We start from the raw sequence: 22461 nt of genomic DNA, 5'->3' as shown, positions 1-22461 counted from the left end.
CTGCGTGAAGCACAGCGAAGGGGATAGCCGCCTGCCAACCAGCAGAAATCTAGCAGAAATCGAGTTGCTGCAATTGGCGGCTGAGAATATATCTGCGCAAGATGTGGAGATTTTTCGGAGAAATCCCCACAATCTTGCAACCGTACATCAAAGATCTCGTTGTTCTTTCATGCAAAATTTCCACTTTTGCCTGCAGCTGCTCTTTGTCTTTGCCCGGTCCGGGCAACTCGGTAAACAAGTGATACGTCTGCTGCAGGCTCAACTTTTGTTCACAGCGGAACGCGAATCCGCCCATCCCTACATTGATCACTTCGATCATCAAGCTTTTCGGACCGTGAGCGGCGGCATGCTGAACACCTTTCAGCCATCCGCGAAAATTCACATCGAACCGCGGGTATCTGCGGCGTTGTTCGCGAAATTCGGCAATCGTCGGCGAATGAAACAAAACAATCCGCTTATCTTTTTTGGCCAATAATACCGCTTGAAAGGAATCGAGTATATCCAGGTTGCGGGAGATCAAACAATCGTATGAATTGCCGATCGTTATGTGCAGCCGCTCAGGAAAGACTGCCTCAAGCAGATCCCCTTCCTCATAGGTAACCTCACCCTGATACATCTTCTCGCCAATTTTCAAATGTATGACGCTTTCCATTGATATTCCTCCGTAAACGGATATGAGACAGGCGTTGTTTTTGTTTGCCAGGCACTGTTTGCCTAAGAATAGCAAAGCGACTTCGAAAAAAATGAGTTATAATAGTTGCGTTGTCAATGACAGGAGGTAGGATATCCATGACTCGTTACCAAGTTGTTACCTTTGTTCTAGCTGTCTGTGTCGCGGCCTGTATTATCGGAATTGGAGTGGCGATTGCGGAACAAAGCATCACGGGAATCATCGCATGTTTGCTCGGCTCCGCCGTGTTTATGGGCAGCGGTTTCCGCTATAAAAGAAAACATCTGCGTTAGCGGCGCAGCAGCAAACTGTTGATGTAAAAAAACCAACTGGGAAACCCTCGGGTATAACGCAACAGTTGTTTGGCAATCAGGTAGATCTCCGGCTGGTTGCGATTGACTTTGCGATCAGCCAAATATAAGGCTACCAAACCATCGACAATCATCTGATGAAATTCGGAGTTGGGCAGTTTCTTCGCGTTGAGCTTGGCCTGCTGTATAAAAAATTGCAGGCGGGTAATGGCTTCCTGTTCGGTATCATAATAGCTGACAAAATTCAGGTCGCCACCCTGCCGATCCTCTTCCAGATCGATCAGATAGTCGAGCAAAATGTGCAGTCCGCAAATCCAGGGAAAGTACGCCTCGATCACCGTTGTAACCGTTTGTTCCTCCAGATCGTGCGCAGTCGCCAGCGCAAACAAGGCAAAGATGCCAATTGTGGAACCGGTCACGGCAGAAAACTCCTGCCAGTAAATGTTCGGATACTTCTCCTGATACGGTTTCCACCAGTTTAATAATGCGGCTTCGCGTTGATCGTGGGCAATATGCTTGTATACTTGCAACTCACTGTACAGCGTAGACAAGCGAACCACATCCTGCTGAATGATCGCATAGGAAGGCAGCTGGCGAATCGACTCCTGACAGGTTCGCACCAGCGAAGCAAGAAAGCCGCCATCGTCCTTTTCCTCCCGATACAAATAGTAATCCCTGAGCGGAGCGTCCGGGGTAAGCGCATCCTGCATCGACAAATGCAGCTGCCGGAAATCTTGCGGATCGAGCGAAGTGCTGCGATCGCACAGATTATCCAGATAGTCGCTGATCGTCTGGTAGGCGATAATCAATGGAACAAGCACATTTATATAGGAAAGAGTCTGCGAGGCATACACACAGCCGCCTTCACAGTGAAACTTCTTTGTACTCATACTGGCCAATGCTTGCCTTCTCAGTTCAGAATCGGGAATCTGCTCCGCACGTTTGTACCAGGTACCGAATTCCTGTTCCAACACCGGTTTAATATAGCGATACATTCTATAAATCAACTGCCAGGATCGGCGAAACATCTTCCACTCACCTTCACTCTCTGAAATCGAATAGAACTATTTTACCACAAAATTGCTTCAGACTCCCTATCATGCAAAACTAGACACCATTTCGAAAATAAACTTTTAATTCACAATATTTTTTTCGCCAAAAACAATTCAAATATTGTATAATCTTCCTTATAGAAACGGTTACCTCAATAACCAGAAATTTATAAGGGGGCATTGAATTTGAAAAAAAGGAATGTTTTTCTTTCTATCACGCTTCTTCTCACCATGGCTCTTGCCACGGCATGCGGCAGCGGCGGCGGCAATACCGCTTCAACGCCTGCAAGCGATACTGCTTCAAATAGCGGCGCAGAGTCAAGCGGCGGCAGCGGAGCAGCAGCCAACGATCCGCAGCAGCTTGTGATCGCCACCGGTGGGACGGGAGGTACATATTATCCGCTGGGCGGAGGCATGGCCGAGCAAATCAGCAAAAATGCCGGCGTTACTGCAACCGCGCAAGCGACTGGCGCTTCTGCCGAAAACTTGCGCTTGCTGCGTGACCAACAAGCTGATATCGCTTTCACGCAAAGCGATATTGCCGAATACGGCAACAAAGGGATCAACATGTTCCAACAAGACGGTGCCCTTGACTTCAAAGCCATGGGTACTTTGTACAACGAAACCATTCAGATTGTTGTCTCAGCCAACAGCAACATCAACACCGTCACCGACCTGAAAGGAAAACGCGTATCCGTCGGAGCTCCCGGCAGCGGAACCGAAATTAACGCACAGCAAATTTTGGAAGCCTATGGCTTAACGTTTGACGATGTGCAAGTACAGCGTCTCTCCTTCGCCGATTCGGCCAAAGCAATCCAGGATGGACAGCTTGACGCCGCTTTCCAAACAGCAGGCGCACCAACCGCCGCCATCACTGAACTGGCCGCGACTACAGGCGTGAAAGTTATTCCGATCGACAAAGATAAAATCGATGCGATCATTGCCAAATATCCTTATTATGTAGAAGAAACCATTCCGGGCAATACGTATACCACTGTGAAAGACGATATTACGACTGTTGCTGTAAAAGCGATGCTGGTCGTTCGTTCCGATTTGAGCGATGACCTTGTGTACAAGATCACCAAAGCCATTTATGAAAACACCGATAAATTGGGCCACGCCAAAGCCAAAGACATTAAGATTGAAAATGCCTTGTCTGGTGTCAGCTTGCCCGTTCACCCCGGTGCCGAAAAGTTCTTTACCGAAAAAGGCGTGAAGAAATAACCGAATGGTTTCCTTTGGACTTGATCACAGAAGGCGGACAGCGTTCCGCCTTTTCTCCATTCTTATTCTGTTGGCTCTTGTGGCAGTTTGCTTCTTCCTTCCTTTGTTTTCTGTATTAACGATTCGCGATTCCAGGACCAATGCCTTGATGTGGCAGCACCTGGTCCATCAGGATACCGCTTTTGCCATCCGCTGGATTCATTCGATCCATCGAACACCTGTCGTCGAGTATTACCATGTCAAAGGTACTCAGCTCCAATTGACCGATATGACTTTTGAAGATTACGGAATCGGGATGAACAGCGAATTGGCTCCCGGCGAAACAATGGTGACGGAAAACGGTTCATTTCATATCCAAAACATGAATCGCTTGTTTCCGGCCCTTCATTTGTTCATCGGACAGGTACGTGCCAACCATACCTTGTTGTTTCAAGGCAAGGAATATCCGTTAAAACAGGTGGATCACCCCGGTTCGGCCATCAGCATTCAAGTAGAACAGCAATCGATTTATAACTGGATTGGAGGTTACTAGATGACTCAACAGACTATGAATCAGCAAGAGATGGATCAATTGATTGCAAAATACGACAAAGAATCGGCCTACCGTCAATTTACCGGTCCCATGAAATGGATCACGTTTGTCATCTTGGTTCTTTTCTCTTTATATCAATTGGCCAGCTCACTTTTGATCCCCTTGCCGCCGCAGATCCATCGCCCGATCCACTTGGCTTTCGGCTTGGGACTGACCTATTTGCTTTACAGCGGACGCCCGGGGAAAGGGAATAATAGCAATAAAGTTGGCGTTATCAATATCATTTTGTCTATCCTTTCCATCCTTGTGTCCCTCTACTGGGTCTTCGATTACGATGGCTTGGTCACCCGGACCGGGAACTACACAAACCTTGACCTGGTCATCGGCGGTCTGGCCATTCTGTTAGTATTGGAAGCGGCCCGCCGAGTCGTCGGCTTGCCCATCGCCATCATTGCCGTTCTGTTTTTGCTTTACACCTACTTTGGACCGCATATGCCGGGCTTTCTTGAACATCGCGGCTCCACTGTCAGCCGCATCATCGGCCATAGCTACTATACGTTGGAAGGTATACTGGGGACTCCTTTAGGCGTATCGTCCACCTTTATCTTCCTGTTCATTTTGTTCGGCGCTTTCCTGGAGAAGACGGGGGTCGGCGAATATTTCAACGACTTGTCGCTGGTTATCGCCGGACGGCGTATTGGCGGCCCGGCCAAAGTGGCCATTTTCTCCAGCGCTTTGCAAGGAACGATCAGCGGCAGTTCGGTTGCCAACGTCGTGACATCCGGCGCGTTCACCATTCCAATGATGAAACGGTTGGGCTACCGGCCTGAATTTGCCGCAGCGGTGGAAGCTTCCTCCTCGACGGGTGGGCAAATCATGCCGCCGATCATGGGCGCCGCCGCCTTCTTGATGTCCGAGTTTATCGGTGTGCCCTATTTTGATATTGCAAAATCGGCGGCGCTGCCTGCGATTCTCTTTTTTATGGGAATCTGGATTATGACGCATTTTGAGGCAAAACGTTTGGGATTGCGCGGCTTAACGCAGGAAGAAATTCCATCCAAAGCCGACGTCCTGAAGAAAATTTACCTGTTGCTGCCGATTTTGATTATCATCGTCGTCCTGATGATGAACGTTTCCGCTGAGCGTTCGGCGATTATCGGGATTGTCTCGACCATTGTCGTCGGCGCTTTCCGCAAAGAAACGCGGATGTCGCTCGCTGACATCCTGGAAGCGTTGGCTTCCGGCGCCCGCGTAGCGTTGGGGGTTGTGGCGGCAACCGCTTGTGCGGGGATTATCGTCGGTACCGTGACACTGACCGGGATCGGACTGAAGCTGGCCAATGGCTTGATCGATCTGGCCGGGGGACAAATCTTCCTCACCTTGTTCTTTACGATGATCGCCTCACTGATCCTCGGGATGGGGACACCGACGACCGCCAACTATATTATTACGTCAACAATCGCCGCTCCCGCTCTCGTGCAACTGGGAGTGCCGGTCATCGCGGCGCACATGTTTACTTTCTACTTCGGGATCGTTGCGGACATCACGCCGCCTGTGGCACTGGCCGCGTTTGCCGCTTCGGGGATTGCCAAATCAAAGCCGATCCAGACGGGGGTCGAGTCAACACGGCTGTCCATCGCCGCGTTTATGGCGCCGTACATCTTTGTCATATCCCCGCAATTGTTGTTGATTGACACGACAGTCGGCGAAGCGATTTGGGTCATGCTCACTTCCGTCCTCGGTATGATCGGGATGGGGGCTGGCTTGATTGGGTTCTGGTACAGCAAATTAAATCCGCTGGAACGCTTGCTGGCGATCGCCGGCGGTGTGCTTTGCGTCATCCCGGGACTGGCGACCGATATTGCCGGTTTCGTACTGCTCGGCGCCATCTGTGCGCTCAGCTATCGGAAGTCGCGCAAGCTGAACACTACAACCGCTGCCTGACAGCAACCAAAAAGGCATGTCTACGAAAGCGTAGCATGCCTTTTTTTCATGGATCATTGACGGGCGTCCGCGTCCGTTGCGCGCGGAAACATGGCGGCTCAGTCCGGCAATTCTGTCTGCCCTTCCTCCCGCCGATATTTGTCCAAAACGTCCCGATTCAGATGGGTCCAGCCTTCTTCCTGTTCAATCAACCGCTCTCTGAGCAACTTTCCCAGCGCCCGTTTGAAAGCGGCTTTGCTCATCTGAAACTGCCGCTTGATAGTGTCGGGTGGAGTATCATCGGTATACGGCATCGCCCCGTCTCGTTCCACCAGATATTGCAACAGCCGATCGGCATCTTCGCTATACTGGATTTCTTTGCGCTGGCGCATCGATCCGTTTAGCCGCCCATCCTCACGAACAAAGCTGACCCGGCATATAACCGTTTGACCCAGCCGCAGCGGCTCTGTCATCTCGTCGCGATGAATAAACAGGATATGCTCGTTTTCCGTAAACAAAAAGGCTCCCGCTTGAATGACTTTGTAAACAGTCGCTTCCACGCGTTTGTTCAGCATCTCTTTGCCTGCCGGTTGGGCAAAAGCGACCATTTCCTTTTCCCCCGCTGGTTTGGCCAACAGGCGCCCCTGTTCGTCTCGTGTCAGCGTGACCAGCAGCCGATCCCCTTTTTGCGGCCATTCTTCCCGCAGTTTGGGCAAGTCGTCGACAAACAGCAGCAGATCTTTTTTGATGCCATTATATAAAAAGACCCCCATGCGCGGCGAAACTTCTTCCACTTTCAGCCACCCGTACTCCCCCATTTTGACATAGGGCATTTGCATCGTAGCGGCCAGGCGGTTTTCATGGTCGTGATACAGAAATACTTCCACTTCCTCGCCGATTTCCAGCTCGCGCGTCGCTTCTGTCCGATGCAGCAGCACTTCCGCATCTTCATAAGCGAGAAAATAGCCGAATTCACTGGTGCGCTTGACGGGCATGGTGATGACCATTCCGGCTTGCAGACCTTGCGGATTGGCTGCAGGCCGTTTCCTGGCCGGGAGCGGCCGCTTGCCGGTCAGCGGCCGGTTACGCTGATTATTTTGACGGTATCTCATCGTCACACATCCTTATAACACTCATTTGTCCAACAGGAGAATTATAACAGACTTATCCGCAACAATTCACTTTCGGTTACAAGGAATCAGGCAAGTCCGTCTGATTTTTACATACATATATTGTTGTCCAGATTTGTCGCCTGGAAAATAGCCGGAAAGGAGAGAAGGATATGCTCACACTGCTGGAACATATCTTTTTGGGCATTGTCCAAGGCTTAACCGAATTTTTGCCGATTTCCAGCACCGGTCACTTGGTTTTGTTCCGAAGCTTGTTTGGATTGCAGGAAGTGGGGCTGTTGTTTGATACTATGCTTCATGTTGGGACATTGCTGGCAGTTTTCGTTGTCTTTTGGCAAGAAATTGCCTATGTGGTAACCCATCCGTTCAGCAAACTCACCCGCTTGCTGGTTGTCGGCACCATCCCGACCGCGATCATTGGCGTTGCCTTTGAAGATTTTTTCGAACAAATCTCGACCACCGGAGTCACGATCGGATACGAATTTCTGGCAACCGGTCTGATTTTGTGGGGAGTAGAGTCGATGCGGCCCGGAACGCGCAAGCTGGACCAGATCAATTACGTCGATGCCCTGATTATCGGCACACTGCAAGGCGCCGCCATCTTGCCGGCGATTTCCCGCTCCGGACTGACGATCGCCGGCTCTCTCCTGCGGGGAATTGATCGAGCGGATGCGGCCCGGTTTTCATTTCTGCTTTCGCTTCCGGCCATTCTCGGCGCAGCCGGGTTACAAGCGGTGAAAATAGCAAAGGAACCGCTGGAAAACGCCGCGTTGATCCCAATGTTGATTGGAACTTGCGCTGCTGCGCTCGCCGGCTACTTCGCCATTCGCTGGATGATATCGCTGATCAGCAAAGGTTCGATGAAAGGCTTTGCCGTTTATGTCTGGGTGATCGGAGCGCTCATTCTCGTTTTGCAATGGCTCGGTATCATGTAATGGAAAAAACCGGGCTTATCGGTTCCCTTCCCGATTTTTGATCTGTCGGCTGGCCCAGCTTTTCAAGGCAAACAGCACAACCGCATAAAAGGCGGTAGCCAACAGCGAAGTGGCGAGCCAGCTTCGCGTTTCCAACAGCAAATACAGCAAGGCGTGTGCGACAAAAATGCCGACGATCCAGACCAGCAAATTCATTTTGTGAATAAAGGCGATCAAATTGTTCATCTACACCCCTCCGAATTGAGCAATCGCTATCATTATTTCCAACTTTTCGCTCAATCTTTCCTGTACCGAACAGATATATTTACTTGTCAACCACTTCCTGCTACGATGAGAAAGCCAGTTTGATCCGCAGGTTTCGCGGCTGACTGGCAACAAACGGCTTTAATCAATCATGTTTACACGGAGGGGCGGGAAGTGGGGCTATCAGTATGGAAAAACGGCCGATTTGTCAAACTGTGGACAGCACAGCTTACTTCGAATATAGGGGATCAATTTTACAGTATTGCGTTGCTCTGGTATCTTTTGCAACAAACCGGTTCTTCCGCCGCCTTGAGTCTGATCACGATTCCGGATATGGTGGCCGGCTTCCTGTTTTACTTGATTGGCGGCGTGTTGGCCGACCGTTGTCAACCGCGAAAATTGATGGTGGGCGCTGACTTGGCCCGCCTGTTCATCGTTGCGGCGATCGGATTAATGGTATACTTTTCCGATGTGCCATTCCCGTTCTTTTTCTTTGCGCAATTTTTGCTTGGCATTTTCTCAACCTTGTTTCAGCCGGCCAAAACGGTTGCATTGAAAGCGATGGTTTTGCCTGAACAGCTCAGTGAAGCTAACGCGATCCTGGACAGCACATTTCGAACCGTGCGAATATTGGCACCAATGTCGATCGGTGTCTTGGGCGGGCTTGTCCCGCTTGCCGGCCTGTTCTTTATCAATACGTTCAGTTACCTGCTTTCCGCATTATTGATCCGCTCTCTTGGCAACGACAAACCGCAGACAGATGCCTCTTTGTCCGCGCCACAGAACGCGGCCGCATACTGGCGGGACATCGCCAAATCGTTTGCTGACTTGCGGTCCAATCGACTGCTGTTTTCCATCTTGCTTTATGCCAACATGGGCTACCTGTTCTGGATGGTCTGTTGGAGCGCCGGTTTGCCAACCTTGGCCAAGCAGATCGGAGGAGGAGACCCTGGCACGCTGGGGCTGTTGATTGGCAGTTACGGCATCGGCAATTTGGTAAGCAGCCTGTTTATGACCCGTTTTTCCTATCGGCAGCATTTGCTGGTGATCTTGTGCGGTTGGCTGGCTCAAGCGGTTGGATTTGTAACGCTCGGTTTGGCAGACGGGTTTATACTGTTTGCAGCCGCTGCGGTTGCCGGCATTGGCGGGCCGTTGACGGGCATCCCGACAGTGACGGCGATTCAGACAATGGTCCAACCGACGAATACAGGAAAAATCTTTTCCGTAAACATGCTGGCGCAAAACGGCTTCGGCGTCCTGTCCAGCCTGTTGGGAGCCGTCTGGTTTGGCACATGGCAGGTTCATACGTTGTTTTGGCAAACGGATTGCTGCTGTTGGCAATGGTGATCAGCGGCTACTGGGTGAACAATCGCCTGAAATCCACCGGCTCCGACGAACAGCCCTTCTCGCTTTAGACGAGAAGGGCTTTTTTGTAAACATATCTACCATGACTGTGCATAGACCATTTGTTTCGGGGCGAGAGAAGCGGCGGTTCCTGACATAACAAAGTCAAATTCGCGCCTTTTTGCAACAAAATTTTGAAAATGGCTTGGAAAACAATTGCAATTCCCAACCTCTATGTCATATAATCTGACGTATAAATAAAATGTAAATAAACCTCACGCGAAAAGGAAGTGATTTTATGGAACCAACCGTAAGTCAACTGGCAACTGCAATCGATGCGACCTGGGTGATGGTTTCGGCAATTTTGGTCATTTTTATGCAAGGTGGTTTTGCCCTATTGGAAGCAGGCTCGACCCGTTCCAAAAACGCCGGGCACGTCGCTGGCAAAACGATTCTCACGTTCGGGATCTGCACGCTTGCCTTCTGGGCGCTTGGCTTTGGATTGACCTTCGGTTCCGGGAACTCATTCATCGGTCTTAGCGGGTTTTTCTTCAACGGTACGGAAGAGCAGGCGGCACAGGCGTATGAATCGCTCTCGGCAACCAGCATTCCGATCGGCATCAAATTTTTGTTCCAGCTTGCTTTCGCTGGAGTCTCGCTGGCGATCGCCTGGGGCGGTTTTGCGGAACGGGCCAAACTTTCCGTCTATTTCGTGTTCGGGGTCTTGTACACCGTGTTGATTTATCCGATTGTCGGGCATTGGGTCTGGGGCGGCGGCTGGCTGGCGGCACTGGGCATGCAAGATTTCGCCGGTTCGACCGTCGTTCATCTCCAGGGGGCATTGGCGGCATTGGCAGCGACCATCCTGCTCAAACCGCGGATTGGCAAATATAATCGGGATGGCAGTTCCAATTTGATTCCCGGTCACAACCAGGTCTACACCGTGCTGGGCGTGATCATTCTCTGGGTCGGCTGGTTCGGATTTAACGCCGGTTCCACACTCGGCTCGGTCTCCGGATTCTTCGGCTACGTCGCCTTGACAACCAACCTGGCTGCCGCTGCCGGCGCAGTTGCCGCCATGTTGATCTCTTGGGCTGTAATGGGCAAAGCGGACATCTCCAGCATGCTCAACGGTGTATTGGCGGCATTGGTGGCGATTACGGCCTCTTGTGCCTTTGTTGAACCATGGGCGGCCATCGTTATCGGCGCTGTGTCAGGCATTCTAACGTTCTATACGTCGATTTATTTCGATCGCAAAGGAATCGATGATCCGATTTACGCATTTTCCGTGCACGGGATTGCCGGAATTTGGGGTACGCTCTCGACCGGCTTCTTCGCAACCCCCGCTTTGGTTGAGCAAGCCGGAGTCGGAGCGCCTGGCTTGTTCTACGGCGGCGGTTTGCATCAATTGGGCGTGCAGGCACTGGGGCTGGTTGGCACGATTATTTATGTATTCATCGTTTCGTTTGTCATCTTGGCGATTATGAAATCTGTCATGGGACTGCGCGTCACCGAAGAAGAAGAAGTCGTTGGTCTTGATTTGAGCGAACATGGGGTATACGGTTATCCGGAAATGCACCCAACCGAGCGGATCAAACCGGTGCAGGAAGGCGGCGATGCCTCTGGTAAACCCGTTCACACTCTCGGCTGAGCAAAGCAACCGCATTAGTGAAGCAAAAACGTTTCAGGAACTTGGCCTGTTGCGCCAGGAAATGCTCGATCGTCGCTTTTTGCAAAACAAACAGAACGGCGGCGAATTGTCTTCGCTGGCGATCGTGGCGAACATGATCCACGAGCGGATCATTCGGCAGAGTGTTCAATTGTCGATTAATCAGCTGGAACTGATGGGGATGGGCAAACCTCCCGTCCCCTATGCCTTTCTGCAGTTCGGCAGCGGAGGCCGGGAAGAGCAAGGATTAATCAGCGATCAGGACAACGGGTTGATCTACCAAGTTGCTCCCGAACTCGCACCGGAAGAGGTTCAGCAAATTGAATCATACTTTCGCTTGCTGGCAGCTGCGGTCGTCCAGGGACTGGAGGAAGCCGGTTATCCCCCTTGCCAAGGCAACGTCATCTGTTCCAATCGCCGCTGGCACGGTTCGATTGAGACATGGACGGCAATGATTGACCAATGGGTGGAACAACCTGTCTGGGAAAATATTCGCTATTTGCTGTTGGTCAGCGACGTTCGCTTGTTGGCCGGCGATTCGGCTCTGCTCCAACGTTTTCAGGAGCATTTGTTTGCCAAGTTGGCTGCGACCCCGGCGATTATCCCGCGATTGGTCAGCAACACCCTTTATCATCGCGTTCCGCTCGGTTTGTTTGGGCGAATTTTGACGGAAGTAAACGGGAGATACCGGGGAGCAATCAATCTCAAGTACGGGGTCTATCTGCCGCTTGTCAACTGTGTGCGGATGTTTTCCCTGGCAAACGGGATCGAGGCCAATTCCACGCTGAACCGGCTTGCCGCCTTGCGCAGCAAGCAAATATGGCCGAGTCAATTTTGTCAGCAAGTCTCGGATCATTTTCACTATCTCCTCGGTTTGCGGCTGATTACTCCGCTGGATTGGGAAGACGACAACTACGCCGACAACAGCTATCTGAAACTGGACAGTGTTCCCAAAGAGGTGCGTTCCCATCTGAAAGATGCGATGAAATTGGCGCTTGAATTGCAAAGCATGACCGCCAAGCTAGCAAAGACAAAAAGGAGTTTAACAGGATGAGATCTGGCTGGAATCCATTTCAACGCTTCCGCACATCACAAAGGGAAGACGGTCTGCCCGATTCTCTTTCCACCGCCGGCTCGAACAGCAACCCGGGGTATCTGGCTTTTCTGCGTTCCCTGGTCAAAGAACGCCAATCGACCAGTACCCATGAACTGTCCCTGGAGGAGTTGGAAGTTGTCGTTGTCGATTTGGAAACAACCGGCTTTCAGCCCTACCGGGGAGATGAAATCATTTCCATCGGGGCCGTTGCCATGCGGGGTTCACATGTATTGGAGGAGGAACGTTTTTACAGTCTTGTTCAGCCCAACCGTCCGGTACCGGAGCATATTGCCTTGTTGACTGGAATTACGGACGACGATTTGAACACGGCTCCCGATCTTCCACAGACGCTTGGCCGCTTTTTTCAGTTTGTCGGCCAGCGCCCGCTGGTTGCGCATCATTCGCGGCATGAACGCGAATTTTTCCGGGCGGCCTTCCGAAAAGTCAGGCAAGCGCAGTTTGACCATCGTCTGCTGGATACGATGCTGTTGATTCAACTGTCCTCCCGACCGCTGGGCAATGCCACATTGGACACCTTGTGCGCGATTAATTCCATTGAAATCCTGAAGCGCCACGATGCTTTTTACGACGCTTTGGCCACCGCCAAATTGTGGGGCATCTATCTGGAAAAAGCGTGGCAATTGGGTTATCGTACGCTGGCCGACGTCTACGCCAATCATCGCTAACTACTGCAAACAAATAAAAGGCAGAGAGCTTACCGCAGTGCTCTCTGCCTTTTCTCTGTATGTAAAAATGACTCGCTCGAACCATCGCAGCGGTCGATCCGCAAAACGGAGGCTTCCTTTCTAGTCAAGAAGATAAACCGCATCGCCCTGGCTTACCCGACCTGTCTGCAGCACGGATGCATACACGCCAAAATGATTTTCTCGTGTTTGCACAACCGTTTTCAGCAAACTGGCGTCGATCCGCAAATTGTCAGGATCGATATTGATATACATGCAACGCTCACAATGTTTGTTGACTTTCAGCTCCACGTCGTTTATTTTGAGCGTCCGTCCAAACCAGTTATCTTCCACGAAAGGGCTGTCTTCATCAAGTGCGATGACAAAATTGCCGCGGAACCGCCGCGGATCAATTTCCGTTTTTCCCCATCGACGGGCAATTTCCCGCAGCGAAGCATCGGTGACAAGCAGCAGGTGGTCCTCCCAATTGGCCCCTCCCTGAGCCGGAGTATTGACCATCGGGGTGACCGGACGTTTGGCCAGTTCGGCGATTTCACGTTGAAAGTCGGGATCTTCCCAGCGGTACAGTTTGCCATCGGGGCTTTTAATCCGCACAGCCGGATACAGCTCCCCGCTTTGTTCATCGACATACTCCGCACTGTACCCAAGCAACCCCGGAACCCTGTCCGCACTCAAATATTTGCCGGAACGCGATTCGTCGCGGAAATAATAGCCGCGGTCGCCGAACAGGCCGAACCGGTCGACTGCACTGGACTGCAGAAGTTCGCCGCCAAACGCTTTGACGGGATGCCGGTAAATTTTTTGCAAAACACCTATCTTCTTCATCTTCGATCACTCCTCTCCCTCGATGAATTGTTTATCTATCTGCCAAGCGTTTCCCCCGATATAAAGGAATTATGAACGCGGCCCCAAAAAGTCAAACGTTTGTAACGGGCAAATTTGATCTTTCTGGCTCCCACCCTGCACTGGATGGAACGAACATCTTCCCAAACCGCCTGTTCCCGATCCAAGCCGATCATAATTTCCGGATTCATCACAATCAGTTCAATCTGGTGGTGCTTGGGCAAAACAAGCGAGCTGTTGATCGTCCGGTAAGCCTGATTGTTGATTGAAGCAATTTCAGAAAGTTGAATCGACTCAATCGATGGGTGGACAATCGCGCCGTTGACGGCTTTGTTATAAGCCGTACTTCCGGATGGCGTCGAAACGATCAAGCCATCGCCGCGAAACGTTTCAAACTCTTGGCCGTTAATGTAGACGCAAGCTACCAATGTCGAAAGCGATGTATTGCGAATCACCATCTCATTGAGCGCCCATTTCAGCCTCGTGCGTCCATCGCGTGTCTCCAATTGGCAATCAAGCGTCGGATATTCCACAGTAAAATATTGTTCGTCTTCCAACGCCGCGACAAACTGATCCAGCTCGTCGGGACGCCAGTCGGCATAAAACCCGAGATGTCCTGTATGAATGCCCACATACATCGGTTCAAAACCATATTGATGAACAGCTTCCAGCATCGTTCCATCTCCGCCGATCGATACAACCAAATCGGGCTGCTCTGTTGTTCCATCAACAAAGCGGGCGGATATCTTCCCGCTTCCTTTGATTTTTTCCGTTAATTGGCGGGCAACCTCTCTCGTATTGTCATCGTTACGCAACACTGTCGCAATTTTCATCACGTCTGCCCTCACTATACCATACACGTATTTCTTCCAATATATCACAATGCAAGACAGCGTTGGAACAGAATGATCGTGGCTGCCATATGCTTATCAGAAAACAGCACTTTCATGAAACGAATTTCCATTTACGCATGATGGGAGGACCTGCGATGAGCTATTCTATCGAAGTCAGCCTGTCGAAGCGAAGGCTGACGCTTTATCGCAATGGCCAAGTCCGAAAGGTATATCCCGTTGGAGTCGGGACGATCGCCACCCAAACGCCGCGCGGAAACTTTACGATCATCAACAAAGTCCCTTATCCAAACAGCTATCCTGGAGGGCCGCTCAGTGCCTTTGGCACGATGTGGATGGGACTCAGCAAACCGCATTACGGCATCCACGGCACCAATGATCCAAGTTCGATCGGCAAGTTTGTTTCGCATGGCTGTATTCGCATGTATAACCGTGATGTAGAAGAGCTGGCGCGGATCGTCCCGATTGGAACCCCGGTAAAAATTCGCCAATGAGCAAAAAGATACCCGGCGTCCAATTCGTGACCGCCGAGCGGTAGCCAGGAAAGCTCACAGCGGAAATTCAGGCTAACATTTGCTCCACTTTGCACAGAAGCTCTTGCGCTTTATCAATCCACTTTTGCTCTACCGGTGCGTCTTTATCGGCAGGCTGCTGGAATTGATTGACCAAGGCCGCCACCGGTGCCCCGATATCGTAGCCGATTTCCGTCTCCAGGCCATCCCGATACACATGTTTGAGAACAAAGGGAGTCCCCAGCTTGATCAGTGCGTCTTCATTATCCAACATGCCCTCTTCCACCTTGATCGGCAAGCGGAGGAAAACCATTCCTTTTTCGTCGAGCTTACAATCCAAGTAACCCTTCGTGTAGTCCCAGTTTGCCAGCGTGAATCCTTCTGGGGCCAATGTCTCGAGAATCACGCCCAAGGTTCCTTCGACACCGTTCAATCTGCTTTCAATCGTCTGCACGACCATCCCGCCTTTCTTTACAATTAGTTCTAGTTTGCGCAAAGCGGCAGAATGTAATCGGACGATATTATTTAAGCGCGGATCGCCGCAAAACGATCCGGCGAGAAAGGAGCGAGCGGAGCGCGCTGTCCGGTCAACAGCCAATCGGCCAGCAAGCGGGCGGTGATCGGCGAAAGCAAAATGCCGTTGCGAAAGTGTCCGGTGGCAAATGAAATCCCTTCCCAGCCGGTCAAGGGACCGAGAATAGGCAGTCCGTCCGCCGTCGCAGGCCGCAAACCGGCCCAGGCCTGCAAAAACGCCGCCTGACGTAGCTGTGGCACATAAGCCAAGACGCCATTGCTGATCTTGGCCAGTCCTTCCAATGTTACTTCCTTGCGATAGCCTGCCTCGTCTTCCGTCGCTCCGATGACAATACGGCCATCCTTTTTCGGGGCCAGGTAACCATTTGCGCCAAAAATCACCTTTTTCAACGGGAACCCGCTTGCCGATACAGCGGCAACCTGTCCGCGGACCGGCCGGACCGGAAGCGACAGCCCCAGTTGCGTGACAAGCAAACCGGACCATGCTCCGGCAGCGATAACCGTATGATCGGCCAGCATTTCGCCTTCGGTCGTTACAACCCCGGCGATTTGCCCGCGGCGAGGCTGGATCAGCCCGGTTACGGCCACCCCTTGTTTGAGGATGACCCCTTGCTGCAAACAAGCGGCGAGCAAGGTTTGCAACAGCAATTGGTTATTGATATGTCCCTCGCCCGGCGAATAGATCGCGGCTAGGGCATCTGCGGACACAAATGGTTCGACTTCCCGCAGTTGTTCTCCTTCGAGCCAGCTTAGGTCATATCCCGCTGCCCGTTGCCATTGGTACTTTGCCTGCAATGCTTCCCGTTCCGCTTCCGTCAGCGCTACCGTAAGCAAGCCGTCCAAGGCCAGCTGGACGCGACCGCCAGTCGTTTGTTCCAACGTCGCAACCCACTCCGGATAAGCCGCCAACGAAGCGATGCCTAAGTCCAGCAATGGGCCCGGTTGGGAAAACTCTTTCAAAGGAGCCAGCATTCCGGCGGCTGCCGATGACGCTTGACCTCCCCATTCCCCCTGTTCAATCAAGGTCACCGCCATCTGGCGCCGCGACAACTCGTAAGCCAAGCTCAACCCGATAATTCCTCCGCCAATAATCAAACAATCCGCCATGTTTCTCCTCCCATCTGCAAAACACTGCCAGGAAGGCGTTTCGAACAAAAAACCCGCCGATCCAGAGGAAAGGCGGGTGTCGTTGATAAACAACGATTGCTCACCGGCACCACTTCCCTGCGCCAGCATGATCTGGATCAGGTCCAAAGGGTCGATGGTTCTCCATCCTCTCAGCCCGCTGTTCGGACTCCCCTAGCAGTTGTTGTGCATTTCAATTTAATCTTCGTCTTTATAATCGTAGCTTTCGGGAATCGGTTCAAACTTTTGCTCGTCTTCCCAAGCTTTTAATTTCTTCATTTGCTCCAGATGATGATCGAATTGATGCTTGTAAATCAGGTATTCCTCTCCGTTGTGAACCGCCCGGATACGCCGTTCGGCAATTTTCTCCATGATAAAGGAAACAGGGAGGTCCAAATACTCCGCTGCTTCCGTTACCGTTAAGTATGTTTTAGCGATCTCCATGCAATCTCGCTTCCAATTCTGCTTTTTGCTGCTCATAGCCCGGCTTGCCGAGCAGTGCGAACATATTCGCTTTGTAAGCCTCTACCCCCGGTTGGTCGAACGGATTGACGCCCAGCAAGTAACCGCTGATCCCGCAAGCTTTTTCAAAGAAGTAGATCAGTTGGCCAAGCTGGTAAGCAGAAACTTCCGGCACTTCCACCAGCAAGTTGGGCACACCGCCGTCCACGTGGGCCAGCAACGTTCCTTCGAACGCTTTTTCATTGACAAAATTGACGCCTTTGCCGGCGAGAAAGTTCAAACCATCCAGATTGGCCGCTTCTTCATTGATTGTAATGTCGGCCAGAGGCTCTTTGACCATCACCACTGTTTCGAACAGATGCCGTTCCCCTTGCTGAATGTATTGTCCCATGGAATGCAAATCGGCGGTAAATTCCACGGACGCGGGAAAAATACCTTTTCCCTCTTTGCCTTCCGACTCTCCAAAGAGCTGTTTCCACCATTCGGCAAAAAAGCGAAGGCGCGGTTCATAGCCAACCAGCAATTCCGTCTTCTTGCCGGCCTGATACAAGGCGTTGCGGATCGCCGCATATTGATAGCACAAGTTGTTGGCCAGTTCGGGAGCGGCGTATTGCTCACGGGCGGCGGCAGCGCCTTTCATCAGCTCCTCGATATTCGCCCCACTCACGGCGATTGGCAGCAAGCCTACTGCAGTCAAGACGGAGTATCGTCCGCCGACATCGTCAGGGATCACAAACGTTTCGTACCCTTCCTCATTGGCCAACTGCTTCAACGCGCCACGCTCACGGTCGGTCGTCGCGTAAATCCGCTGCCGCGCTCCTTCTTTTCCGTATTTTTGTTCCATATATTCACGGAACAGGCGAAAGGCGATGGCCGGTTCGGTCGTCGTTCCCGATTTGGAGATCACATTTACAGACAGGTCCTTGCCTTCCAGGATCTCGAACAAATCGCGGATATAGGTCGCGCTTAAATGATTCCCGACAAAATAAATTTCCGGTGTTTTCCGTTTGTCGCTGGGCAACTGGTTATAAAAACTGTGCTGCAAAAAGTCAATCGCCGCTTTGGCGCCCAAATAAGAACCGCCGATCCCGATGACGACAAGAACATCGGAATCCCCTTGAATTTTGGCCGCCGCCTGCTTGATGCGGACAAATTCGTCCTTGTCATACTGCACAGGCAAATCAACCCAACCGAGAAAATCACTGCCGCGGCCCGTTTTTTGATGCAGCTTCTGATGAGCATCCTGGACCAATGGAGCGTACTTTTCTTGCCAATCGGCGGGAACAAAGGAAAGCGCCTTGCGATAATCGAATCCTAGTGCCTGACTCATAGCTACCTCCGTAATGAGAAGTTTTCGCTTTACTTCCTATATTAACAGAAACAGAGAATAATTTCTTGCCAACAAAAAAGCAACCCGACCTCGGTACAAACGAGTATTCCGGGTTGCCGATCAAATGGAGACAAAAGCTGTTTCCCACAACTTGAGGAACAAAAATAACAAAATGCCCATTGCCGTTACATAGCCCCACAGCCATTTGCTTCCGGGTTTCCCCGTCTTGATGATCCCCAACAGCTTCCAGGTCCCGACAGCCACACAGAGGATACTGATGACAAACAAGACCGTCCCCATAAGTCTTCTCCCTCCTCCTTCCTATTATTCTTATGGAAAAGAGGAGAAGAATATCACTTCATTTGTTTTTGCTTTTTCCCCAATCTGTCAAGAATGTCGCGTCCACGCCGTTTCGTTTGTTCACTGCTTGTCTGCTGATGCTTTTTCATCAGCCCGTTCTTGGAGGTGTCCGGGCGAAGCGTCGGCCGCTCCTGGTTGTTCAACTGAATTTCCCCCCGCCCTTTTTGTCGTATTCCTCCAGCAGTTCGGCAAAACTTTTGTTGCGCTCCCGTTCTTCTTTTTCCCGCCGCGCCTGTTCGGCCGCTTCCTGTGCCGCCAGTTCCTGCTGCGTTTTCAAATCTTTTTCCACTATTTTCAGTTTGGCCAAAGCATCGGCTCCCAAGAGATCTTTTAGGGTCGTTCCTGCTTTTTCCTCCGTTGCTTTCTCAACCGGTTGCATCTTGCGCATTTTCTGTTTTTTAGCCATAATGGTTCCCCTTTCTAGCCATGGTTTCAGGTCATTTCGGTCATACTAGCAAAAGTCTTAACAGAGGGGGGAAAGAACGCATGGTACGAAATAAAGCGAACGATTTCGCAAAAACCGCAGACATCCGCGGCCCGAAGTCCAAATCCGAAGCCATTCGCCCCAATGGTTCTATTAATAGTGAACCACAAGAGCGCATGAAAGAAAACCGTTAAGCCCAAAAACCCAATCGGCTTCAGCTTCCGATTGGGTTTTGTCTGCACACGGGGCCCTTACCGCCACGGTCGCTTTTTGGCCGTGCGCTGCGGCGGCCGCTCCTGGCAAAGCAGGGTTACTTTGTCGTTGATTCTGCACTGGAAACCGGCGCGGCGCAGCCGCCTGGCCATTTCTCGGTCCGTTAGGGAACGCAGCCGGGATGGCCCATGGAACAAGCCAACTCTGCCGAAAGCGCTGCGCGGCATGGAGAGATGTTGCGTGCCAAAAGCCGACCAGGCCAATTCGGCAGCGGGCACCGGATTCGGGCGCGGTGCGGGAAGAGCGATATCGAACAACAAGCCGTTGGCGATGTGCCACTCTTCCAGCAATTTGACTGTCTTTTGCTTCGTGTAGGGACGTTTGATTTGCGGATAATTGGCCAGCCAACGTTGGCATTCCTGTTTTTGGCAGTGGGAATACGCCGGGTACCAGACGGAATAGACCCTCTTCCAGTTCGCACTGACCAGCACCAATCTGTCCGTTCTGCTGTGTAACTGCAGATGAGTGCCGACAAAATGGCGAGGCACAATCATGTTGGCTCCCAAAAAAATAACGACTTCGCCATGAGCATTCCTGATGCCTGTATTCAAAACCTGATAAGGCAAAACGCGTGTCTTGAGTCGAATGTAGCGCAGGGGATAATTCGCTTGAAAGGATTGAATCCGTTTGTCCAACCCATCGGTCGAGGCGTTGTCGACGACGATCACTTCAAACTGATCGAATGGAACATATTGTAGGTTGAGGCTCAATAAAGTATACAGCAGACGGTCGACCGCGTTACGAGTTGGGATGACGACGCTGGCAAACATCGTATGTCCTCCCTTGCATAAAGCGGTATTTTTCCCATTGTATGCACACCCGATCGTTTTGGGATGGGCGCATAAACGGCAAGTGCGATTGGTTATACTCGTACCGAGATCTTCGCAAAAAGGGGGATAGCCGATGGCTGATCAACGCAAGAGATCCGCAGACCTGCTGAAAAATCCGGCAATCGATGGAACGTTGCCGCATCAGATTGCCGCTCCCGATTATAAAGATTCCTCCCGGCAAATGAAAAAGCCGTTTGTCAATGAGTTTGGCGTCGTGATCGGAGACAGTTTTTATGACTCTTTGGAATCACCCTTAAATCAGTGGAGCATCGAAACGGACCCTTCCATCATGGCAGGCGACCGCTGGGTTCATCCGACCAACGACATCGGATGGAACAGTACGGAAAATCGGGAATTGCTGGAGGACATCCCGCCAAAAGGCGCTCCATTCATGCACCCGGACAAGGACGTTGGCTACGGACGAGATTAAGGCAACCACTTGAAACCCACTGGCTGCGCACAGTGGGTTTTGCCATTTCCAAGGTGTGTTACAATAAAGAAGTAACCATCTGGAGAGGAGCAAAGCGCATGTCCATTCAATTGCAGATCGATCCGGAATTTGCCTTGGCCTACCAACGTTATGCCGATTTCAAACCCGGTGACAAACTGCGCTTATACGTGCGGACTGGCGGGCCGGGCAGCGGCGGGTTGCAATTTGCCATCCAAAAGGACGAAATCGATCCGGATGATGCTGTCTTTGAAGTGGCTGGCCTCCGTTTTCTGATTCGCCCTGCTGATTTTTGGTATTTTGACGGAGCCAAGCTGACTTACAATCCCGTCTATGGGGAATACGGCTTTGAATACGCAAATCCGCGGCTTGCCGACTAACCGAGAGAAACTTTTATTCGTTCCACCCGTATACATGAGGAGCATCTGCTTACGGAGGAGAAATCAGTGAAAAATCAATCACGTCCTTTTCTGATCGCGGTCGGTGCGTTTTTATTGACCAATTTGAAGTGGCTGATCGGTATTTTGAAGTTTTCCAAGTTTGGCGCAACGTTGCTATCCATGATCCTCAGTTTTGGCGCCTATGCGCTCTTTTACGGTTGGAAGTTCGCCGTTGCCTTGGTATATTTGATCTTTGTCCATGAACTGGGACACCTGATTGCCGCCAGGCAAAAAGGCATTCCCACTTCTCCGGCGATCTTCATGCCGTTTGTCGGCGCGTTTATCTCCATGAAAGAACAACCGCGCGACGCAAAGACGGAAGCCTACCTGGCATACGGCGGTCCGTTTGCCGGACTGCTTTCCTTTTTGCCGGCCATTCCTTTGTACTGGTATACCGGTGATCCGTTCTGGATTCTCGTCGTCTCGCTCGGCGCAACGCTCAATCTGTTTAACTTGCTGCCGATTTCTCCGCTCGACGGGGGACGGATTGTTTCCGTTTTATCGCCGAAAATCTGGTTTTTCGGTCTGCTGGGACTAGCTATTTTGCTGATCTTTTCGCCCAGTCCGATGCTCCTGCTGATATTGATCTTTGGCTTGATCTCCTGGTGGAACCATCTACGGGAAGGATACCAGGCAGAGTTGCTCGCCTACGAACGCGATAAATTGCAGGAAATCCTTGCACAACTGAAACTGTGGCCGCAAATGGACAGCTTCGGCGAGGTGCGCGCCCAGCTCTATTTTGCCAAACAGTCTGCCGCTTCCCACTTTCACGAAAAACGCGGATTTACGATTCCGCTGTTGCAGGATCAAACCAAACTGAAAAGGGAAAAAGCCCGCCTGGACTTGCAATATGCGGAATTGGCCTGGAACTTGTTTCAAGCCTGGGAAAGAAGCCCGATCGCTTTCAACGACGGCGACCCGCTTCAGCCATTGCCCGCTCCCGTCTTGCGGCAGGCAACTGAGCAGGGAGAAGAGAAGCTTCAAAAAATCGAAACGGACCTGCAAAGACTCACGACCTACTATCAGGCGCCCGCCCGTACAAAATGGAAAGTGCTCGCCGCCTATCTCGGATTGGCGCTTGTTCTATCCGTCTTTTTCCTGTTTGGCACGGAAATTATGGAATTTCATCGCCCTGCTTTGGGAACCTCGTAAACGCAGAGAAACGCCTCGTACAAAAAGTTCGTCCGAACACAATC

At 51.5% G+C, this 22461-nt stretch carries 28 protein-coding genes and 1 riboswitch; of the genes, 14 read left to right on the top strand and 14 right to left on the bottom strand.

All coding sequences use genetic code 11. The annotated features are described in order from the left end of the window. Window positions 1–49: 49 nt before the first annotated feature. The gene (locus JOD01_RS06695) at window positions 50–652 is read right to left on the bottom strand and encodes a PilZ domain-containing protein (protein WP_204517486.1); all 603 of its coding nucleotides are present in this window, start codon (window positions 650–652) and stop codon (window positions 50–52) included. 137 nt (window positions 653–789) lie between these two features. On the opposite strand from JOD01_RS06695, the gene JOD01_RS06690 reads away from it, so the two are divergent. Beyond that, on the top strand, window positions 790–963 hold the full coding sequence (locus tag JOD01_RS06690) for a DUF5325 family protein (RefSeq protein WP_204517485.1): 174 nt from the start codon (window positions 790–792) through the stop codon (window positions 961–963). Here the strand turns inward: JOD01_RS06690 and JOD01_RS06685 are convergent. After that, window positions 960–2009, bottom strand: coding sequence for a tetraprenyl-beta-curcumene synthase family protein (locus tag JOD01_RS06685; protein ID WP_204517484.1), 1050 nt, complete (start codon window positions 2007–2009; stop codon window positions 960–962). The genes JOD01_RS06690 and JOD01_RS06685 overlap by 4 nt on opposite strands. A 210-nt stretch (window positions 2010–2219) precedes the next feature. Here JOD01_RS06685 and JOD01_RS06680 point away from each other — a divergent pair, with 210 nt between their 5' ends. The 3 genes from JOD01_RS06680 (at window position 2220) to JOD01_RS06670 (ending at window position 5733) form a co-directional block, all read left to right on the top strand. Next, window positions 2220–3257, top strand: coding sequence for a TAXI family TRAP transporter solute-binding subunit (locus JOD01_RS06680; RefSeq protein ID WP_204517483.1), 1038 nt, complete (start codon window positions 2220–2222; stop codon window positions 3255–3257). Window positions 3258–3405: 148 nt separating this feature from the next. Continuing rightward, window positions 3406–3789 carry a DUF1850 domain-containing protein gene (locus JOD01_RS06675; RefSeq protein WP_239565252.1) on the top strand — a complete coding sequence of 128 codons (384 nt, stop codon included), beginning with the start codon at window positions 3406–3408 and terminating at the stop codon, window positions 3787–3789. After that, a complete protein-coding gene (locus JOD01_RS06670; RefSeq protein WP_204517481.1) occupies window positions 3790–5733 on the top strand; it encodes a TRAP transporter permease in 1944 nt (647 codons plus the stop codon). Between the two features lie 98 nt (window positions 5734–5831). Here the strand turns inward: JOD01_RS06670 and JOD01_RS06665 are convergent, their stop codons facing one another. Beyond that, window positions 5832–6824 (bottom strand): CvfB family protein, encoded by a 993-nt coding sequence (locus JOD01_RS06665; RefSeq protein WP_204517480.1) that lies wholly within the window; start codon window positions 6822–6824, stop codon window positions 5832–5834. A 170-nt stretch (window positions 6825–6994) separates the two neighbouring features. Between JOD01_RS06665 and JOD01_RS06660 the strand changes: the two genes are divergently transcribed. Beyond that, the gene (locus JOD01_RS06660; protein WP_204517479.1) at window positions 6995–7777 is read left to right on the top strand and encodes an undecaprenyl-diphosphate phosphatase; all 783 of its coding nucleotides are present in this window, start codon (window positions 6995–6997) and stop codon (window positions 7775–7777) included. A gap of 15 nt (window positions 7778–7792) precedes the next feature. On the opposite strand, the gene JOD01_RS06655 is transcribed toward JOD01_RS06660, so the two are convergent. Continuing rightward, the gene (locus JOD01_RS06655) at window positions 7793–8002 is read right to left on the bottom strand and encodes a hypothetical protein (RefSeq protein ID WP_204517478.1); all 210 of its coding nucleotides are present in this window, start codon (window positions 8000–8002) and stop codon (window positions 7793–7795) included. A gap of 192 nt (window positions 8003–8194) precedes the next feature. Here JOD01_RS06655 and JOD01_RS06650 point away from each other — a divergent pair, with 192 nt between their 5' ends. The 4 genes from JOD01_RS06650 (at window position 8195) to JOD01_RS06635 (ending at window position 12815) form a co-directional block, all read left to right on the top strand. Then, window positions 8195–9367: an MFS transporter gene (locus tag JOD01_RS06650; protein WP_338028532.1), complete on the top strand. Its 1173-nt coding sequence runs from the start codon at window positions 8195–8197 to the stop codon at window positions 9365–9367. Window positions 9368–9662: 295 nt separating this feature from the next. Beyond that, complete coding sequence (locus JOD01_RS06645) at window positions 9663–11015, top strand: ammonium transporter (RefSeq protein ID WP_204517477.1); 1353 nt, start codon at window positions 9663–9665, stop codon at window positions 11013–11015. Then, complete coding sequence (locus JOD01_RS06640) at window positions 10981–12087, top strand: DUF294 nucleotidyltransferase-like domain-containing protein (protein ID WP_204517476.1); 1107 nt, start codon at window positions 10981–10983, stop codon at window positions 12085–12087. The genes JOD01_RS06645 and JOD01_RS06640 overlap by 35 nt, the downstream gene beginning before the upstream one ends. Beyond that, window positions 12084–12815 carry an exonuclease domain-containing protein gene (locus JOD01_RS06635; protein ID WP_204517475.1) on the top strand — a complete coding sequence of 244 codons (732 nt, stop codon included), beginning with the start codon at window positions 12084–12086 and terminating at the stop codon, window positions 12813–12815. Before JOD01_RS06640 ends, JOD01_RS06635 begins: the two co-directional genes overlap by 4 nt. A gap of 120 nt (window positions 12816–12935) precedes the next feature. Here JOD01_RS06635 and JOD01_RS06630 read toward each other — a convergent pair whose 3' ends face one another. Both JOD01_RS06630 and JOD01_RS06625 read right to left on the bottom strand, forming a co-directional pair. Further along, the gene (locus JOD01_RS06630; protein WP_204517474.1) at window positions 12936–13658 is read right to left on the bottom strand and encodes an MOSC domain-containing protein; all 723 of its coding nucleotides are present in this window, start codon (window positions 13656–13658) and stop codon (window positions 12936–12938) included. 35 nt (window positions 13659–13693) lie between these two features. Next, window positions 13694–14509, bottom strand: coding sequence for an NAD kinase (locus JOD01_RS06625; RefSeq protein WP_204517473.1), 816 nt, complete (start codon window positions 14507–14509; stop codon window positions 13694–13696). A gap of 155 nt (window positions 14510–14664) precedes the next feature. Here JOD01_RS06625 and JOD01_RS06620 point away from each other — a divergent pair, with 155 nt between their 5' ends. Then, entirely contained in the window at window positions 14665–15021 is a 357-nt protein-coding gene (locus JOD01_RS06620; protein WP_204517472.1) for a L,D-transpeptidase, read from the top strand. Window positions 15022–15088: 67 nt separating this feature from the next. On the opposite strand, the gene JOD01_RS06615 is transcribed toward JOD01_RS06620, so the two are convergent. From JOD01_RS06615 to JOD01_RS06585, 7 genes are all read right to left on the bottom strand, one after another. Next, the gene (locus tag JOD01_RS06615) at window positions 15089–15499 is read right to left on the bottom strand and encodes a YugN family protein (RefSeq protein ID WP_239565251.1); all 411 of its coding nucleotides are present in this window, start codon (window positions 15497–15499) and stop codon (window positions 15089–15091) included. Window positions 15500–15564: 65 nt separating this feature from the next. Next, window positions 15565–16680 carry a glycine oxidase ThiO gene (gene thiO, locus JOD01_RS06610; RefSeq protein ID WP_204517470.1) on the bottom strand — a complete coding sequence of 372 codons (1116 nt, stop codon included), beginning with the start codon at window positions 16678–16680 and terminating at the stop codon, window positions 15565–15567. Window positions 16681–16777: 97 nt separating this feature from the next. Continuing rightward, a riboswitch (TPP riboswitch) is annotated at window positions 16778–16884 on the bottom strand. Between the two features lie 12 nt (window positions 16885–16896). After that, window positions 16897–17142 carry an excisionase family DNA-binding protein gene (locus JOD01_RS06605; protein WP_204517469.1) on the bottom strand — a complete coding sequence of 82 codons (246 nt, stop codon included), beginning with the start codon at window positions 17140–17142 and terminating at the stop codon, window positions 16897–16899. Further along, window positions 17129–18490: a glucose-6-phosphate isomerase gene (locus JOD01_RS06600; protein WP_204517468.1), complete on the bottom strand. Its 1362-nt coding sequence runs from the start codon at window positions 18488–18490 to the stop codon at window positions 17129–17131. Before JOD01_RS06600 ends, JOD01_RS06605 begins: the two co-directional genes overlap by 14 nt. Window positions 18491–18610: 120 nt before the next feature. Then, a complete protein-coding gene (locus tag JOD01_RS06595) occupies window positions 18611–18790 on the bottom strand; it encodes a hypothetical protein (protein ID WP_204517467.1) in 180 nt (59 codons plus the stop codon). A gap of 53 nt (window positions 18791–18843) precedes the next feature. Continuing rightward, complete coding sequence (locus tag JOD01_RS06590) at window positions 18844–18993, bottom strand: hypothetical protein (RefSeq protein WP_204517466.1); 150 nt, start codon at window positions 18991–18993, stop codon at window positions 18844–18846. Then, window positions 18990–19256: a DUF3886 domain-containing protein gene (locus tag JOD01_RS06585; RefSeq protein WP_204517465.1), complete on the bottom strand. Its 267-nt coding sequence runs from the start codon at window positions 19254–19256 to the stop codon at window positions 18990–18992. The genes JOD01_RS06590 and JOD01_RS06585 overlap by 4 nt, the downstream gene beginning before the upstream one ends. Before the next feature lie 80 nt (window positions 19257–19336). On the opposite strand from JOD01_RS06585, the gene sspK reads away from it, so the two are divergent. Then, window positions 19337–19468 (top strand): small acid-soluble spore protein K, encoded by a 132-nt coding sequence (gene sspK / locus JOD01_RS06580; RefSeq protein ID WP_204517464.1) that lies wholly within the window; start codon window positions 19337–19339, stop codon window positions 19466–19468. Between the two features lie 57 nt (window positions 19469–19525). Here the strand turns inward: sspK and JOD01_RS06575 are convergent, their stop codons facing one another. Continuing rightward, a complete protein-coding gene (locus JOD01_RS06575) occupies window positions 19526–20317 on the bottom strand; it encodes a glycosyltransferase family A protein (RefSeq protein WP_204517463.1) in 792 nt (263 codons plus the stop codon). A 133-nt stretch (window positions 20318–20450) separates the two neighbouring features. On the opposite strand from JOD01_RS06575, the gene JOD01_RS06570 reads away from it, so the two are divergent. From JOD01_RS06570 to JOD01_RS06560, 3 genes are all read left to right on the top strand, one after another. Continuing rightward, the gene (locus JOD01_RS06570) at window positions 20451–20807 is read left to right on the top strand and encodes a DUF3905 domain-containing protein (protein ID WP_204517462.1); all 357 of its coding nucleotides are present in this window, start codon (window positions 20451–20453) and stop codon (window positions 20805–20807) included. Between the two features lie 98 nt (window positions 20808–20905). Beyond that, entirely contained in the window at window positions 20906–21205 is a 300-nt protein-coding gene (locus tag JOD01_RS06565) for an iron-sulfur cluster biosynthesis family protein (protein ID WP_204517461.1), read from the top strand. Between the two features lie 66 nt (window positions 21206–21271). After that, on the top strand, window positions 21272–22417 hold the full coding sequence (locus tag JOD01_RS06560; protein WP_204517460.1) for a site-2 protease family protein: 1146 nt from the start codon (window positions 21272–21274) through the stop codon (window positions 22415–22417). Window positions 22418–22461: the final 44 nt, after the last annotated feature.

Source organism: Brevibacillus fulvus (assembly GCF_016908525.1).
GTDB classification, from domain to species: domain Bacteria; phylum Bacillota; class Bacilli; order Brevibacillales; family Brevibacillaceae; genus Brevibacillus_G; species Brevibacillus_G fulvus.
Note: the sequence above shows the minus strand (reverse complement) of the source record. Positions and strands in the feature narration are given on the sequence as shown.